At 59.5% G+C, this 16,455-nt stretch carries 17 protein-coding genes and 1 tRNA gene; 11 read left to right on the top strand and 7 right to left on the bottom strand.

Annotation, left to right across the window (positions count from 1 at the left end; translation table 11 throughout):
* Positions 1 to 111: 111 nt before the first annotated feature.
* The 4 genes from ACA041_RS01455 to ACA041_RS01440 all read left to right on the top strand — a co-directional run bounded on the left by ACA041_RS01455 (position 112) and on the right by ACA041_RS01440 (position 5,034).
* Positions 112 to 1,404: a murein hydrolase activator EnvC family protein gene (locus tag ACA041_RS01455; RefSeq protein WP_497439568.1), complete on the top strand. Its 1,293-nt coding sequence runs from the start codon at positions 112 to 114 to the stop codon at positions 1,402 to 1,404.
* A gap of 34 nt (positions 1,405 to 1,438) precedes the next feature.
* Positions 1,439 to 2,758 (top strand): S41 family peptidase, encoded by a 1,320-nt coding sequence (locus ACA041_RS01450; RefSeq protein WP_497439567.1) that lies wholly within the window; start codon positions 1,439 to 1,441, stop codon positions 2,756 to 2,758.
* 1 nt (position 2,759) lies between these two features.
* Positions 2,760 to 3,536 (top strand): divergent polysaccharide deacetylase family protein, encoded by a 777-nt coding sequence (locus ACA041_RS01445; RefSeq protein ID WP_497439566.1) that lies wholly within the window; start codon positions 2,760 to 2,762, stop codon positions 3,534 to 3,536.
* Between the two features lie 115 nt (positions 3,537 to 3,651).
* Complete coding sequence (locus tag ACA041_RS01440; RefSeq protein WP_497439565.1) at positions 3,652 to 5,034, top strand: Vps62-related protein; 1,383 nt, start codon at positions 3,652 to 3,654, stop codon at positions 5,032 to 5,034.
* Here the strand turns inward: ACA041_RS01440 and ACA041_RS01435 are convergent.
* From ACA041_RS01435 to hisB, 6 genes are all read right to left on the bottom strand, one after another.
* Positions 5,015 to 5,770, bottom strand: coding sequence for a substrate-binding periplasmic protein (locus ACA041_RS01435; RefSeq protein ID WP_497439564.1), 756 nt, complete (start codon positions 5,768 to 5,770; stop codon positions 5,015 to 5,017). The two genes, ACA041_RS01440 and ACA041_RS01435, sit on opposite strands and share 20 nt — an antisense overlap.
* Before the next feature lie 77 nt (positions 5,771 to 5,847).
* Positions 5,848 to 6,618, bottom strand: a complete 771-nt coding sequence (gene hisF / locus ACA041_RS01430) for an imidazole glycerol phosphate synthase subunit HisF (protein WP_007972752.1) — start codon at positions 6,616 to 6,618, stop codon at positions 5,848 to 5,850.
* 9 nt (positions 6,619 to 6,627) lie between these two features.
* The gene (gene hisA, locus ACA041_RS01425) at positions 6,628 to 7,365 is read right to left on the bottom strand and encodes a 1-(5-phosphoribosyl)-5-[(5-phosphoribosylamino)methylideneamino]imidazole-4-carboxamide isomerase (RefSeq protein WP_008041005.1); all 738 of its coding nucleotides are present in this window, start codon (positions 7,363 to 7,365) and stop codon (positions 6,628 to 6,630) included.
* A 42-nt stretch (positions 7,366 to 7,407) separates the two neighbouring features.
* Positions 7,408 to 7,665, bottom strand: coding sequence for a DUF2164 domain-containing protein (locus ACA041_RS01420; protein ID WP_008005317.1), 258 nt, complete (start codon positions 7,663 to 7,665; stop codon positions 7,408 to 7,410).
* Positions 7,666 to 8,304: an imidazole glycerol phosphate synthase subunit HisH gene (gene hisH, locus ACA041_RS01415; protein WP_497439563.1), complete on the bottom strand. Its 639-nt coding sequence runs from the start codon at positions 8,302 to 8,304 to the stop codon at positions 7,666 to 7,668.
* Positions 8,304 to 8,897, bottom strand: a complete 594-nt coding sequence (hisB, locus tag ACA041_RS01410) for an imidazoleglycerol-phosphate dehydratase HisB (protein ID WP_007897437.1) — start codon at positions 8,895 to 8,897, stop codon at positions 8,304 to 8,306. Before hisB ends, hisH begins: the two co-directional genes overlap by 1 nt.
* Positions 8,898 to 9,345: 448 nt before the next feature.
* On the opposite strand from hisB, the gene ACA041_RS01405 reads away from it, so the two are divergent.
* From ACA041_RS01405 to ACA041_RS01390, 4 genes are all read left to right on the top strand, one after another.
* Positions 9,346 to 11,562, top strand: a complete 2,217-nt coding sequence (locus ACA041_RS01405) for an AsmA family protein (RefSeq protein ID WP_497439562.1) — start codon at positions 9,346 to 9,348, stop codon at positions 11,560 to 11,562.
* The gene (mutY, locus tag ACA041_RS01400; RefSeq protein ID WP_497439561.1) at positions 11,559 to 12,626 is read left to right on the top strand and encodes an A/G-specific adenine glycosylase; all 1,068 of its coding nucleotides are present in this window, start codon (positions 11,559 to 11,561) and stop codon (positions 12,624 to 12,626) included. The genes ACA041_RS01405 and mutY overlap by 4 nt, the downstream gene beginning before the upstream one ends.
* Positions 12,623 to 12,895: an oxidative damage protection protein gene (locus ACA041_RS01395; protein WP_064675437.1), complete on the top strand. Its 273-nt coding sequence runs from the start codon at positions 12,623 to 12,625 to the stop codon at positions 12,893 to 12,895. The genes mutY and ACA041_RS01395 overlap by 4 nt, the downstream gene beginning before the upstream one ends.
* A 103-nt stretch (positions 12,896 to 12,998) precedes the next feature.
* A tRNA-Phe gene (locus ACA041_RS01390) sits at positions 12,999 to 13,074 on the top strand.
* A gap of 111 nt (positions 13,075 to 13,185) precedes the next feature.
* Here the strand turns inward: ACA041_RS01390 and ACA041_RS01385 are convergent.
* Positions 13,186 to 13,635: a carboxypeptidase regulatory-like domain-containing protein gene (locus tag ACA041_RS01385; protein ID WP_497439560.1), complete on the bottom strand. Its 450-nt coding sequence runs from the start codon at positions 13,633 to 13,635 to the stop codon at positions 13,186 to 13,188.
* 261 nt (positions 13,636 to 13,896) lie between these two features.
* Between ACA041_RS01385 and ACA041_RS01380 the strand changes: the two genes are divergently transcribed.
* The 3 genes from ACA041_RS01380 (at position 13,897) to ACA041_RS01370 (ending at position 16,449) form a co-directional block, all read left to right on the top strand.
* Complete coding sequence (locus ACA041_RS01380) at positions 13,897 to 14,946, top strand: PDDEXK nuclease domain-containing protein (RefSeq protein WP_497441985.1); 1,050 nt, start codon at positions 13,897 to 13,899, stop codon at positions 14,944 to 14,946.
* 77 nt (positions 14,947 to 15,023) lie between these two features.
* A complete protein-coding gene (locus tag ACA041_RS01375; RefSeq protein ID WP_497439559.1) occupies positions 15,024 to 15,995 on the top strand; it encodes an alpha/beta hydrolase family protein in 972 nt (323 codons plus the stop codon).
* A 37-nt stretch (positions 15,996 to 16,032) separates the two neighbouring features.
* Entirely contained in the window at positions 16,033 to 16,449 is a 417-nt protein-coding gene (locus ACA041_RS01370; RefSeq protein ID WP_497439558.1) for a hypothetical protein, read from the top strand.
* Positions 16,450 to 16,455: the final 6 nt, after the last annotated feature.

The following is a 16,455-nucleotide window of genomic DNA, read 5'->3' as shown; positions in this document are numbered from 1 at the left end:
TAGTTTTCAGTGTTTTGCAGGCCGGTTATCACACAGCCCCAATTGGGCGTTTTTTTTGCAGCGCTTGGCGGGCATACTAGGGCGTCCCTTTCCCTGGTATCACCCGCCTCTATGCTTCGCGTCCTGATAGCCCTCGCCCTGACTTGCCTGCTCCAACCGGCCTTCGCTGACGAGCGCGCGCAAACCCAACAACAGTTGGACGCCACGCGTCAGGACATTGCCGAGCTGAAAAAACTGCTGAACAAGTTGCAGGAAGAAAAATCAGGGGTGCAGAAAGACCTCAAGGGCACCGAGACCGAGATGGGCAAGCTCGAGAAGCAGGTCGATGCCCTGCAAAAAGAGCTGAAGAAAAGCGAGTCCGAGCTGGAACGACTCGATGCCGAGAAAAAAAAACTCCAGAGCGCGCGCATTGAACAGCAACGACTGATCGCCATGCAGGCCCGCGCGGCCTATCAGAACGGCCGCCAGGAGTACCTGAAGCTGCTGCTCAACCAGCAGAACCCGGAAAAATTCGCCCGCACCCTCACCTATTACGACTACCTGAGCCAGGCCCGCCTGGAGCAGCTGAAGAATTTCAACGAAACCTTGCGCCAACTGGCCAATGTCGAAAAAGACATCGCCCTGCAGCAGGCGCAACTGCTGGTGCAGAAAAGCAGCCTCGACAGCCAGCGCGACGAACTCGACAAAGTACGCAAGGAGCGCCAGCAAGTCCTGGCCAAGCTCAACAGCGACGTAAAGGCGCGCGATCAGAAACTGGCTGCTCGTGAGCAGGATCAGGCGGATCTGTCTAAAGTCCTTAAAACCATTGAAGAAACCCTGGCGCGCCAGGCTCGTGAGGCAGAGGAAGCGCGGCAAAAAGCGCTGATCGCCCAGCAGGAAGCCGAAAAAAAGCGTTTACGTGAGGCTCAGGCACAAGCGGATGCCACTGACGCCCCACGCAAACCCGCCAGACCGACCCCCGGCGCACTGGTTTCCAGTTCCGGCGAAACCTTTGGTGGCCCTTTTGCCTCAAGCCGGGGAAAACTTCCCTGGCCAGTTGATGGTCGACTGCTTGCCCGCTTTGGCGAATCCCGTGGCGACGACACCCGCACCAAGTGGGACGGCGTGATGATCAGCGCCTCCGCCGGCAGCCAGGTACACGCCGTGCACGGCGGACGCGTGGTGTTCGCCGACTGGTTGCGCGGTGCAGGGCTGCTGGTGATCCTCGACCACGGCAACGGTTTCTTGAGTCTTTACGGTCACAACCAGACGTTGCTCAAGTCTGCGGGTGACGTGGTAAAAGCCGGTGAGTCCATTTCCACCGTCGGCAACAGTGGCGGGCAAGACACGCCAGCGTTGTATTTCGCTATTCGTCAGCAGGGTCACCCGAGTGATCCGGCGCAATGGTGCCGCGCGCAAGGATAGGCGCTGAATCACCTACATTAGGAGTTCGTTCGACATGCTGCATTTGTCCCGCCTTACCTCGCTGGCCCTGACGATCGCCCTGGTGATCGGCGCGCCTCTGGCGTTCGCCGCTCAACCTGCTCCGGCGGTCGCACCTGCGGGCACTGCTGCGACCACCAAGGCGCCATTGCCGCTGGAAGAGTTGCGCACCTTTGCCGAGGTCATGGACCGGATCAAGGCCGCCTATGTCGAACCGGTGGACGACAAGACCCTGCTGGAAAACGCGATCAAGGGCATGCTCAGCAACCTTGACCCGCACTCTGCCTACCTGGGCCCGGAAGACTTCGCTGAGTTGCAGGAAAGCACCAGCGGCGAATTCGGCGGCCTGGGTATCGAAGTCGGTGCCGAAGACGGTTTCATCAAGGTGGTCTCGCCAATCGATGACACCCCGGCGTCCAAGGCTGGCATTCAGGCCGGCGATTTCATCGTCAAGATCAACGGCCAGCCAACCCGTGGCCAGAGCATGACCGAAGCCGTGGACAAGATGCGCGGCAAGATCGGCCAGAAAATCACCCTGACCCTGGTGCGCGACGGCGGCACGCCATTCGACGTGACCCTGGCCCGCGCCATCATTCAAGTCAAGAGCGTGAAGAGTCAGCTGCTGGAGTCCGGCTACGGCTATATCCGCATTACCCAGTTCCAGGTCAAGACCGGCGAAGAGGTTTCCAAGGCCCTGGCCAAGTTGCGCAAGGACAACGGCAAGAAGCTCAACGGCATCATCCTCGACCTGCGCAACAACCCGGGTGGCGTGCTGCAGGCGGCGGTGGAAGTGGTCGACCACTTCATCACCAAGGGCCTGATCGTTTACACCAAGGGCCGCATCGCCAATTCCGAGCTGCGCTTCTCCGCCACCGGCAAGGACGAAAGCGAAGCGGTGCCAATGGTCACGCTGATCAACGGCGGTAGTGCCTCGGCTTCGGAGATCGTCGCCGGCGCCTTGCAGGATCAGAAACGTGCGGTGGTCATGGGCACCACCAGTTTCGGCAAAGGCTCGGTCCAGACCGTGCTGCCGCTGAACAACGAGCGCGCGCTGAAGATCACCACGGCGCTGTACTACACGCCGAACGGCCGCTCAATCCAGGCCCAGGGCATCGTTCCGGACATCGAAGTGCGCAAGGCCAAGATCACCAGCGAGCAGGACGGCGAGTACTTCAAGGAAGCCGATCTGCAAGGTCACCTGGGCAATGGCAACGGCGGCGCCGACAAGCCTACCGGCTCCGGCGGCAAGGCCAAGGCGATGCCACAGGATGATGATTACCAGTTGGCCCAGGCCTTGAGCCTGCTCAAAGGGCTGAGCATCACCTCAGGCCGCTGAGATGCGCTTGCGGTTTTACCTCGGTCTGTTGTGCTGTCTGGCGGGTGTTGCTCACGCAACGCCCGTTGCGACGGCACCTCAAAAAGCCTATCTGAGCCTGATCATCGATGACCTGGGACAGAACCTGTCCCAGGATCGCCGCGTGCTGGCCCTGCCCGGCCCGGTCACCGCGGCAATCATGCCCGACACGCCCCACGCTACCGAGTCCGCTCGTGAAGCCCATCGTGCCGGCAAGATCGTCATCCTGCACATGCCCATGGCTCCGGCCACCGGACCGTTCGCCTGGCATCCGGACCTGCCCCTCGAAGAACTCGAGAAGCGCCTGAACGCGGCGTTCAAAAGGGTGCCGTATACCGCCGGCATCAACAATCACATGGGCAGCCGCATGACCGCTCAGCGACCGGCCATGGCTTGGCTGATGGCGGACTTGCAGCGTCGGCACAAGCTCTTCGTCGATAGCCGCACCAGTGCGCAGACCGTGGCGGCCGCCGAGGCGCAGAAGGTTGGCCTGGCGAGTGTTTCGCGGGACGTGTTTCTGGATGACGAGCCCACCGAGGCAGCGATTTTCACCCAGTTGCAGACCGCAATCCGCCTGGCACGCGAGCAGGGCTCGGCGGTGATGATCGGACACCCGTACCCACAGACCCTGGCAGTGCTGGAGCGCGAATTGCCCAAGCTCAATGCTCAGGGTATCGAGTTGATCGATATCAAGCAGATGATCAGCGTGCGCGGCAATCGCGCCATGATCGCTCATGGCAAAGACGGCATTTATCGGTAACGCCCGGTCACAAGCAATACATAGTTACCGCCAGATGCCTCGCCAGTCCCTGAATAGTGAGACCCGCAACAGGTCGCGACTCCCCCGAGTCGCCTTTCAACTATCAGGATTGACCATGAACACAGATGACAACGTGACATTGGCCGCGAGGCAAATGGAATCGATAAAATCCGACAACCTGCTGATCAACTTTACAACGCAATTCCAACGTATTTGGGACAACCGAGGCTCGAATTCCAAACCCATAACCTTTTGGCGCCCGACCCCTGCCGCTGATTTGCTGCCGGGGTTTTTCCCACTAGGCGATCTCGCTTCTTACGGACACGACAGCATCAACGAGAAAAGAGTGGTCGCGGTTGTCTGCGAGGGCGCACCGCAGAGTGGCGATAGCACCAAAGGTAAAGCTCTCAGCCCGCCTACCGACTTTGAACAAGTCTGGAGAAGTGCAGGCTCAAGGGCCAATGCGGACTGTACGATATGGCGCCCGATCCCTCCCGATGGCTATGTTGCGCTCGGGCTGGTGTGCTCCGACCGCGACAAACCTTTACTCAGCGCCGTTCGTTGTGTCCGCAGAGATCTGGTAGTTTCTTCATTGATCAGCGACTTGATCTGGGATGACAGGGGCAGTGGCGCCAAACAGGACTTCAGCGCCTGGAGTGTCATCACCCCGGCAGCCGCGGAAGGAGAGATCTACCTTGCACCAGGTACCTTTGTCGGCACCAAAGGTTATTCCGGAGCTACGACTCCTGTCCCCGCTTATTCATTACGAATGCAGATCCCCCTCCAGGTCAATTCCCAGCCAGCGGCTCCGACACTCGCCGCAGAGGGGCAACCCTCCCCTGTCGAGCCGGCCAATGTCACTCATATTGCCAAACTCCCCTGGTTCACTATCAAAGATCCCGATCTGACACCTCTTGAACAATTTCGCGCGTCACCGTTCTACTTCCTGGAAAGGGCAGACCAGTATTTGCTCGTCGGGTACGGCCATAACTCAGACAATGTGAGCCAGCCTCTCAAGTGGACAGCGCCCCGGGTACAGCGTGAAGAAAGCCTGAAGTCATTCGCCGACATCACCTCTATCGAGATCGGAAGCCAATGGCCGATCAACAGGCTGGCGTCTCCATTCATTTTCTCGGCGAGACTGAGCAATAGTCTTGCTCACACCGAAATATCCTCCAACGAATGGTATAACCCGACAGCAAAAGAGGTCATCACCATCGTTGCGAAAAACAAAACCGTGGCGGTTTATCAGGTGCAGAGCGACTACCGATTGCTACGCGAAAACGGCACTCAATTGGCGAACAGCATCAGCTACACCGATAGCAGTAGCCTGTACATAACCGAATATCCGCCTGAAAAATCCAGTGAAGTCGGGGCTATCCCTGCGCCGGGAACAGACATAACCGCGGCGCGGGATGACCTGGAGGTAAAACGTGAAGTCACCGCCACCCCTTTGCCGGCGGCAGATTCGTCAACAGCTATAGATACCGCGACATGATCTCGTCGACCACGCCGTCCTTGCGCATCTGATCCAGCGCAGCCTGCAACCTCGCAACCGCATCGTCCGATACGTTCTTGTTCAGTGCCAGGTACAGCTCTGCGCTGTTGAAGCGCAGAACGGTCTTCAGACCGGTCACCCCGTCCTGGCGCGCCAGATAGCGCCCGGCCGGGTCACCGGTGGCCCAGAGGTCGATCTGGCCATTGACAAGTTTTTTGGCATTATCCTGATCGCGTAGTACCACTACCGGTTTCAAGCCTTGTTTGGCCAGAGTCTCGGCAATCGCATCGCCCTTGTACGCACCGATCTTGTACTTGCGCGCGTCATTCAGGGTTTCGAGGGTGATCTTGCTGTCAGCCTTGGCCAGCATGATCCAGTCATCCGGGCCGATCGGGCCGACCCACTTGAACAGCTTCTCGCGATCCGGCAATCGCGCCATCACAAATACGCCGTAACCGGGCTTTTCCAGCGTGAGCTTGTAGATTCGCTCCCAAGGGAAACGTAGCGTCAGGCTGTAGGTGATGTCGGCGCGCTTGAACATCTCGCGGACGATGTCCACGGCAATGCCATGGATATTCTCGTCCTGAGCGAAATTCTTGCCGTTCCTTGCCATGTTGTAGGGCGGGAAATTTTCCGTCAGCAACACCAGGTCGGTGTCGAGACTTTCTGCAGCGTGCGCGCCGTTGACGAGCAATAGAGAAGCACTGGCGAGGGCAAGAAGAAGACGTTTAAGCATGTCTGGCTACCGAAATCCATGGCGTACCCAAGAGTGCCCTGAGCCCGCCATGATGTCCACTGGCCTGTACCGGTTGTTTAGCGCATCACGATGCCGCGGTGGGCCATGTAGGCCTTGGCTTCCTGCACGGTGTATTCGCCGAAGTGGAAAATGCTCGCCGCCAGCACCGCACTGGCGTGGCCTTCGATAATGCCGTCGGCCAGATGCTGCAGGTTGCCGACGCCGCCGGAGGCGATAACCGGAATGCCCAAGGCATCGCTGATGGCACGGGTGACGCCCAGGTCGAAGCCGTTTTTCATGCCGTCCTGGTCCATACTGGTCAGCAGGATTTCACCGGCGCCCAGGCCTTCCATTTTCTTCGCCCATTCAACAGCGTCGAGACCAGTAGGCTTGCGACCGCCGTGAGTGAAGATTTCCCAGCGCGGAGTTTCGCCGGGGCCGGAGACTTTCTTCGCGTCGATGGCGACGACGATGCACTGCGAGCCGAAATGCTGCGCTGCTTCGCCAACGAATTCCGGATTGAACACAGCCGCGGTGTTGATCGAGACCTTGTCCGCACCGGCATTCAGCAAGTTGCGAATGTCCTGCACGGTGCGCACGCCACCGCCGACAGTCAGCGGGATGAACACCTGGCTGGCCATGCGCTCGACGGTATGCAGCGTGGTGTCGCGACCATCGACGCTGGCGGTGATGTCGAGGAAGGTAATCTCGTCGGCACCCTGCTCGTCGTAACGACGGGCGATTTCCACCGGGTCGCCTGCGTCGCGGATGTTCTCGAACTTGACGCCCTTGACCACCCGGCCGTTATCCACGTCCAGGCAAGGGATGATGCGTTTGGCCAGCGCCATGGTCAGTCCTCAGCCTTTGTACGAATCGCAGAAAGCTTGCGCTTCAGCGACATCGAGGGTGCCTTCGTAGATCGCCCGGCCGGTGATCGCGCCGATGATGCCTGGCGCCTTGGCGTCGAGCAGCGACTTGATGTCACCCAGATTGTGGATACCGCCGGAAGCGATCACCGGGATCTTGGTTGCAGCGGCCAGCGCAGCGGTGAACGGTACGTTGCAACCCTGCATCATGCCGTCTTTGGCGATGTCGGTATAAACGATCGCGGACACGCCGTCGGCTTCAAACTGCTTGGCCAGGTCGATCACCTGAACGGTGCTGATTTCAGCCCAGCCGTCGGTGGCAACGAAGCCGTCTTTGGCGTCCAGACCGACGATCACTTTACCCGGGAACGCGCGGCAGGCTTCAGCCACGAAGGCCGGATCTTTCACGGCTTTGGTGCCGATGATCACGTAGCTCACGCCGGCCTTCACGTAGTGCTCGATGGTTTCCAGGGAACGGATACCGCCACCGATCTGGATCGGCAGGTTCGGGTAGCGCTTGGCGATGGCGGTGACCACTTCGCCGTTGACCGGCTGGCCTTCGAAGGCGCCGTTCAGATCGACCAGATGCAGACGACGGCAACCGCCCTCCACCCACTTGGCAGCCATGCTCACCGGGTCATCGGAGAACACCGTGGAATCTTCCATGCGGCCCTGGCGCAGACGAACACAGGCACCGTCTTTAAGATCGATAGCGGGAATAATCAGCATCTGGCAAACCTTCAAATTCGATTGTTCAGCTTCGCTCGAAAATCAGTTTTTCTCGAGCGCCCACAGGTCGCTTTCGATGCTTTCGAACCTTTCTTTAAGGTGCGTCTGCACATCGAAAATCGCCCTGTTGTAATAGTGCGGAGCAATTTCGCGGGTAAACAGCTCAAGGATTTCGGCCGCTTCGAACGAACCCAGGTCCAGTTCGAAGCGATCCTCCATGAAGCGCTTGATCTTGTGATTGGCCTCGCTCTCCTGTTCGGGAGTGAGGGTCAGGATCGGCGGCTTCTTCTTGACGGCCATTTACCAGCGACCATCCCACGCGGCGAAGTTCTGCAGCAATTGCAGGCCATGGGTATGGCTCTTCTCCGGGTGGAACTGCACGGCGAAACGCGAGCCATCGGCCAGCGCGGCGGCGAAATCGACACCGTAGTGACCGCCACCCACCACCTGCCGCGCATTGCCGGCAGCGATGTAGTAGCTGTGCACGAAGTAGAAACGCGCCAGGTCCGAAATGTTGTGCCACAGCGGGTGAGTCACCGTCTGCTTCACTTCGTTCCAGCCCATGTGCGGGACTTTCAGGTGCTCGCCGTCTTCGTGCAGGTCCTTGCCGAAGAACTTCACCTGGCCCGGGAACAGGCCGATGCAGTCGACGCCATCGTTCTCTTCACTGCTGTCGAGCAAGGCTTGCATGCCCACACAGATGCCGAGGAACGGACGGTCCTGGCTGACTTCACGCACCAGCGAGTCGAAACCCAGGCGACGGATCTCCGCCATGCAATCGCGAATCGCGCCGACGCCGGGAAACACCACCCGGTCGGCTTCGCGAATCACGGCGGCATCGCTGGTGATCAAGACCTTGCCGGCACCGACGTGCTCGAGGGCCTTGGCCACCGAGTGCAGGTTGCCCATGCCGTAATCGATAACCGCGACCGTCTGCATTACAGAACGCCTTTGGTCGATGGCATCTGACCGGCCATGCGGTCATCGAGCTCCACGGCCATGCGCAGGGCGCGGCCGAAAGCCTTGAACACGGTTTCGATCTGGTGGTGGGTGTTGGTACCACGCAGGTTGTCGATGTGCAGGCTGACGAGGGCGTGGTTGACGAAGCCCTGGAAGAACTCCTGGAACAGGTCAACGTCGAAGCCGCCAACGGTGGCGCGGGTGTAGGGCACATGCATCTGCAGGCCAGGACGGCCGGAGAAGTCGATCACCACACGCGACAGGGCTTCATCGAGCGGCACGTAGGCGTGGCCGTAGCGACGGATGCCCTTTTTGTCGCCGATCGCTTTGGCGAAAGCCTGACCCAAAGTGATACCGACGTCTTCCACGGTGTGGTGGTCGTCGATATGCAGGTCGCCCTTGCTGACGATATCCAGGTCGATCAGCCCGTGACGGGCGATCTGGTCCAGCATGTGCTCAAGAAAAGGCACACCGATATCAAATCGGGCCTTTCCGGTGCCATCCAGGTTGATCGAGGCTTTGATCTGGGTTTCCAGAGTGTCGCGCTCGACAGACGCCATACGTTCGGCCATCACCAGCTCCGCAAAAATCATTGGGCGAAAAAGGCAACCATTATAGGGGCGCGGGCGCGAAACAGAAACACGGGAGGTGATATGACTGACGGAGTGAATTCAGTAGCGGCGGCGATAGACATGTCCATACAAGCCATTTGGATGGAACACAAAACAAATATGGGAGCGAGCCTGCTTGCGAAGGGGCCATCACATCCCGTTATGCAAGATGAGCTCCATCTGGCGTGACATCACATCGCGGAAGGACGGACGAACTGGCGGAGGTTACCATTTGCATATGACAGACGAACCAAAGTGATATCACCTTTTTGCATGTCGTCTGTTCTCGTACCACTGGCGGAACCAGCCGCTGGATGGACTGCCTACATGATCGCTGACCGGTCGTGCGCTTCGGAGCGCTATACTCCCCGGCTAAATTTCGAATTCGACTGACTACAAGGACTCGCCCATGAAAGCGTTCGGCAAAATCCTGGGCCTGGTACTTCTCGGGCTGTTGCTGATCATTGTGGCGCTGGGCTTTGCCCTGACCCACCTGTTTGATCCCAACGACTATAAAGACGAGATTCGCCAGATTGCCCGCGACAAGGCCCACATCGAGCTGACGCTCAATGGCGATATCGGCTGGAGCCTGTTCCCGTGGCTCGGCCTGGAATTGCACGAAGCCAGTGTCGCGACCCTGGCCAAGCCCACCGAGCCGTTCGCTGACTTGCAAATGCTGGGCCTCTCGGTTCGCGTGCTGCCGCTGCTGCGCCGTGAGGTGCAGATGAGTGACGTGCGTGTCGAAGGCTTGAACCTGCGCCTGAACCGCGACAAGGACGGCCACGGCAACTGGGAAGACATCGGCAAGGCTCCGACGCCTGCCACGCCACCCGCCACTACTGAAGCTTCAGCTCCAGAAACCACCGCCCAAGCGGAAAAACCGGCACAGCCGATCCGCCTGGACATCGACAGCCTCACCGTCAACAACGCCCGCGTTGAATACAGCGACGAAAAAACCGGCAAGCTGTACAGCGCCGAAAGCATCCAGCTGAGTACCGGCCCGGTGCATGACTCCACTAACATCCCGGTCAAACTCACCGCGTTCCTGGGCACCAACCAGCCGGTTCTGCGAGTTCGCACCGAACTCAATGGCGAACTGCGTTTCGAGCGCGCGCTACAACGCTACAAATTCGAAGACTTGAAGCTTTCGGGTGAAGTCGCCGGTGATCCGTTGCAAGGCAAGACCATCACCTTCGCCGCTCAAGGGCAATTGCTGCTGGATAAAGCGGCTAACGTCGCCGAATGGACCGGCATCAAGCTATCTGCCAACCAACTGCGCGCATTGGGAGAACTGAAGGTCAACGACCTCGACAAGACCCCGCAAATCAGTGGCGGTCTGTCGATTGCCCAGTTCGACCTGGCGAAATTCGTCGACAGCATTGGCCAGAAACTTCCGGCCATGGCTGAAGGCAGCCTGAGCAAAGTCGAACTGGTCAGCCGTCTTGCCGGCACACCGAGCAGCGTGGTGTTCGATGGCATCAACCTGAAAGTCGATGACAGCACTTTCAGCGGGCGCATCGCCGTCGAGGACTTCGCCAAGCAATCGCTGCGGGCGAGCCTCAAGGCAGACACCTTCAACGTCGACCGTTACCTGCCACCAAAATCCGCCGAAGCCAACAGCGCGACCCAGGTGCGTCAGGCCGAAGTCGCCGACACCGAGGCCAATGCCATGGGCGGTGCGGGCAGCACACCACTGCCGCCGTCACCGACCAAAGGCCCATGGAGCACGACACGCCTGCTGCCGGTGGAACGCCTGGCCAAACTCGATGTGGACGCCGACCTGACCTTCGGCCAGCTGACCCTCGACAAGCTGCCGATCCAGAACGCCGTGCTCAAGGCCACCGGCCAGGGTGGCCTGCTGACCCTGGAGAACCTGCGCGGCGACCTGTACGACGGCAACTTCGAAGCCAAGGGCACCCTGGACGTGCGCCAGCCGGTGCCGGCGCTGAACATGCAGACGCGCATCAGCCGGGTGCCGGTGGAAAAAATCCTTGAAAGCCAGGGGAAAAATCCGCCCGTCAAAGGCCTGGTCACGCTCAACAGCAGCCTGACCGGCAGCGGCAACAGCCAGAGCGCGCTGATCGAGAGCCTCAACGGCAATGCCAGCTTCGTCATCAATAACGGCGTGTTGCTCAACGCCAATCTCGAGCAGCAGCTGTGCAAAGGCATCGCCACCCTGAACCGCAAAACCCTCAGCGGCGAGCCGCGGGGCAAGGACACGCCGTTCCAGGAACTCAAGGGCAACCTGACCTTGCGTAATGGCGTAGCCAGTAATCCGGACTTGAAAGTGCGCATCCCGGGCATGACCGTCAACGGTGACGGTGACGTCGATCTGCGGGTGCTGGGCATGGATTATCGCGTGGGCATCGTCGTCGAGGGCGACAAGAGCGACATGCCGGACCCTGCCTGCCAAGTGGGCGAGAAGTTCGTTGGCATCGAGTGGCCACTGCGTTGCCGTGGCCCGCTGGAATTGGGCGCCAAGGCTTGCCGCCTCGACAATGAACGCATGGGCCAGGTCGCGAGCAAGCTGGCCGGCGAGAAAATCAGCGAAAAAATCGACGAGAAGCTGGGCGACAAGGTCAGTCCAGAATTGAAAGACGCATTGAAGGGGCTGTTCAAGCGATGAGAGCCGAGCAGTTTTCTTCGGCAGTGCTGGATTGGTACGACCGCCACGGCCGCCACGACCTGCCCTGGCAACAGGGCATCACCCCGTATCGGGTGTGGGTCTCGGAGATCATGTTGCAGCAAACCCAGGTCAGCACCGTGCTGAATTACTTCGACCGGTTCATGGCTTCATTGCCGACGGTCGAAGCCCTGGCCGCCGCGCCGGAGGACGAGGTGCTGCACCTGTGGACCGGCCTGGGGTATTACACCCGCGCGCGCAATTTGCAGAAGACCGCGAAGATCGTTGTCGCCGAATATGGCGGCGAGTTTCCGCGGGATGTGGAAAAGCTTACGGACCTGCCGGGCATCGGCCTGTCCACGGCGGGCGCCATCGCCAGCCTGAGCATGGGCCTGCGGGCGCCGATCCTCGATGGCAACGTCAAACGCGTGCTGGCGCGTTTTACCGCGCAAGAGGGTTATCCGGGCGAACCCAAGGTCGCCAAACAGCTGTGGGCCAACGCAGAGCGCTTTACGCCGCATGATCGGGTCAACGCCTACACCCAGGCCATGATGGATCTGGGCGCCACGCTCTGCACCCGCAGCAAGCCGAGCTGTCTGCTCTGCCCGCTGGAGAAGGGCTGCGAAGCGCATATGCTCGGCCTCGAGACCCGCTACCCGATCCCCAAGCCGCGCAAGGCCGTGCCACAGAAGCGCACGCTGATGCCGATGCTCGCCAACGGCGAGGGCGCGATCCTGCTTTACCGGCGCCCTTCCACGGGCCTGTGGGGCGGTCTCTGGAGCCTGCCGGAACTCGATGACCTCGACGACCTGCAGCATCTGGCGGCGCAACATTCGCTGGAGCTGGGCAGCCAGCAGGCATTGCCGAACCTGATCCACACCTTCAGTCATTTCCAGTTGGCTATCGAACCCTGGCTGGTTCAGGTCCAGGAGGCTGGCCATCACGTGGCCGAGGCCGACTGGCTCTGGTATAACCTCGCCACCCCGCCGCGCCTGGGCCTTGCCGCCCCGGTCAAAACCTTGCTCGAACGCGCGGCCGCCGTATTGAACGCAGGAGAGTCGTCATGACCCGCACCATCATGTGCCGCAAGTACAAAGAAGAATTGCCCGCCCTGGAACGCGCTCCATTCCCGGGCGCTAAAGGTCAGGACATTTTTGACCACGTCTCGGCCAAGGCCTGGGCCGACTGGCAGAAACACCAGACCCTGCTGATCAACGAAAAACGCCTGAACATGATGAACGCCGAAGACCGCAAATATCTTCAGGGCGAGATGGACAAGTTCTTTTCCGGCGAGGATTACGCCAAGGCTGACGGCTACGTTCCACCGGCTGAATAACCCAGCTTTCTCGGGGGTCGGATCGTAAGCGACGGTAATAATTAAATATTTTTTGAAAACTTGCTTGACGACCCCCTGAAAAACCCGTTTAATGCGCCCCGTTGCCCAGATAGCTCAGTCGGTAGAGCAGGGGATTGAAAATCCCCGTGTCGGCGGTTCGATTCCGTCTCTGGGCACCAAATACCGAAAACCCTGAATCGCAAGATTCAGGGTTTTTTTATGCCTGGGATTTGATGGGGCCCAATTTTCATCGCCAGGCTTGCAACGCTTTTGCCTCTTTTCATTCGCAACTATTCGCTGCTGCTCCAATGAAAAACCAGATTGAGAGCTGCCCCGCTTCCCACATCCGCGGTGTCCCGTCGCTCCTCGCCATTGCGCGTCGCGACAACGGTGTACTGACCGGGCGGCAGCTGAACGTAAACCAGCGGGCCAGCCTGCCTCAGGGTCAGCACGGTTTGCCCCTGGGCTTTTTGAATGACCACATCCACATCGGGCACGTATTTGTTTTCTGGCCCGATAGCAAAAGTCATGTGCAGGTTGTAGCCGGCGGCCTGCTGGATGGCCTTCGCCTCATCCTCGCCAACTCCACCGGAGAGGTATTTAATCCCGTTTTGCTCCTGCCGTTGAACTTGCACGCCGGAACTGTGGATCGGTTCAAGGCTGGCTGCCTGCAACATGACGGGAAACATCAACAGCCCCACCGCAGCGAGCGGCAAAATGAATGCATGGACGTGTTTCATGATGGGCACTCCCGGGCTCCACAGAGCCCAATCGTTACCTTGTCTTTGACTTCCCTGTGCCTGACCGAGTTTTAGATTGATTCGTCCTTGGGCTCACTGCGCGATGGACTACAGGCTGTATTGCTCAAGCATGGATTGCCGTGGGAGCGATCCCGCAAAACCAGTCGGACTTTCCTTCTCATTTACCAGCCTTGTCCGGCATCGTCGACCCACCTGTCTTTGCAAGACTCTTCTGCCTGTTCAACCATTTGCGGAAGACTCATGAGCGCTCTCAGACCCAGTAACACTCAAGACCCACAACTCGTCTCGCTACTGGGCAATCTTGGCGAACTGATCCGCGATGCACGACAGAAGGTGCAACGAGCGGTCGATACGGTCCAGGTGCAGACCTGTTGGCAGATCGGAAGGCATATTGTGGAGTTCGAGCAGGAGGGGGCTCGGAGGGCGGCATACGGCAAGCGATTGTTACCAACACTGGCGAAAGTTCTTACCACCGATTTCGGAAAAGGATTTGATGAGCGAAACCTGCGGTATATGCGCGATTTTTATCAGACCTTCCCAATTTGGAACGCAGTGCGTTCCGAATTGAGCTGGACCCACTATCGCCGATTGCTGCGCGTCGATAACGAGCACGCTCGCCATTGGTACATGAATGAATCAGCCATCCAGAACTGGTCAAGTCGCGCTCTGGAACGTCAGATCAACACCCTCTACTACGAACGCCTGCTGACCAGCCGCGACCGTCCGGCCGTAGAGCAGGAAGCCGCCACCCATATCCAGAAAATGAACGCACACCCGCGTGATTTCATCAGGGACCCGGTAATGCTGGAGTTTCTTGGAATGCCCAACGCGGGCTTGACCCAGGAAACCAATCTCGAACAAGCACTGATCAACCAACTCCAGGCCTTCCTGCTCGAACTGGGCAAAGGCTTCGCCTTCATCGCCCGCCAACAACGCATCAGCACTGACAGCAAAGATTTCTACATCGACCTGGTGTTCTACAACTACCTGCTCAAGTGCTTCGTCATCTTCGACCTGAAACGCGGCGAACTGACCCATCAGGATGTGGGCCAGATGGACATGTACGTGCGCATGTATGACGACCTCAAACGCGGCGCGGAGGACGGCCCGACTGTTGGCATCATTCTCTGCGCGCAAAAAGACGAGTCAGTCGTGCGCTACTCGGTGCTGCAGGGCAACGAACAACTGTTCGCCAGCAAGTACAAGCTGGTGCTGCCGAGCGAAGAGGAGCTGCGTGCGGAACTGGATAGGGAACGGGCGGCAATTGAAGAGCGACTGCTCGATCGATAACCCGATCAACACAGATGGATTGTTCATAAGCGACGTGAAGACTATCGTTGGCAGCTACCCGCAAAGGTCCGAAGTCGATGAATTTGCAAGACATGTCATTGGCCCCAGTACAAATCGAGTCGCCACTGCCCTCCTCCACCGCGGGCGAGCCCTTCAGGGAGCCCGCCGCAGACGGCTTCATGCTTGGCGGTTTTACTTGGCGGCAGTCTTCTGCGGACATCGCACGCCCGGTCGTCATCATCAACGCCGCCACCTCGGTTCGCTGCCGGCATTACTCGCGCTTTGCCGATTACCTGTTCACCAACGGCTTCGACGTCATCACCTATGACTATCGCGGCATCGGCGAATCTCGACCGGCTTCACTGAAAGGCCTGCAAGCCACGTGGTCCGACTGGGGAGCACTGGATTTCGAGGCGATGCTCAAGCGCGCCCAGCGAGAGTTTCCGGGGCAGCCCATCGATGTCGTCGGTCACAGCTTTGGAGGCTGTGCAGCGGGCCTGGGAGCCTCCGGGCATCTGATCCGGCGCCTGGTGACCGTGGGTGCGCAATTCGCTTACTGGCGCGACTATGCGCCCGCTCATCGCTGGCGGATGTTCGGCAAGTGGCACCTGGTGATGCCTTTGCTGACGACGCTCTGCGGCTACTTCCCCGGCAAACGCCTCGGCTGGCTGGAAGACACACCTGCCGGCGTGGTCCGCGACTGGAGCACACCCACCACCCGATATGAAACGCGCCCCAGCGGTCGCGCCCTGGCCGCAAGAAACGGCTCGCTACCCTTCGCGACAATGACCGCCAAAACCCTGGCGATCAGCATTAGCGACGATCCTTACGGCACGATCCCGGCCATCGAACGCCTGCTCGGCTATTTCACCGGCAGCACGAACAGTCACCTGCGAATCGCCCCCGAAGACATTGGCGAAGAAGAAGTCGGACATTTCGCCTTTTTTCGCAGCGCATACCAAGCCACACTATGGCCCATTGCATTGTCCTGGCTGCAAAGCGGCGAACTGGCCCCCGATACCCCCGGGCGGCTGGTGCCACTCAGCTGATCGACTTGCCCCCTCAACGAAATACGGAACGACGCCCATGGCCTCCGCCAACAAGCAGCAGAAACGCGCCACCCGTGCCAAGGCCAAAGCCAAGCAGAACCGCAGCCAACGGGCCGCCGCGCCGGTCGAACTGGACCCGAACGACGATCGCATCGACTTCGACTCGGTCGACCTGACCGACCTGTTCAAAGAAATGATCGAAGCGCAAAAGATCAGCCAACAAGCCATGTGCGCGGCTTTTCTTGAACACCCGCTGCTCGCGCTGGTGCTCGAGCAGGAAGGCGAAGAAACAGCGACAGACTTCATCATCGGCGCGCTGATCGAGTACCGCCAATGGTCCACCGAAGTGGATGAAGCCGGCGCCCTGGCGTGGATCGAATCCCCCGCCTTCCAGGCAGACTACGTGGCCGCGTCCGAAATCATCGCAGCCCAAAACCAACAGAAACCGGACTGAGTTCCC

The organism is Pseudomonas sp. LBUM1676 (assembly GCF_059695605.1).
This window is presented reverse-complemented; position numbering and strand designations above follow the sequence as displayed.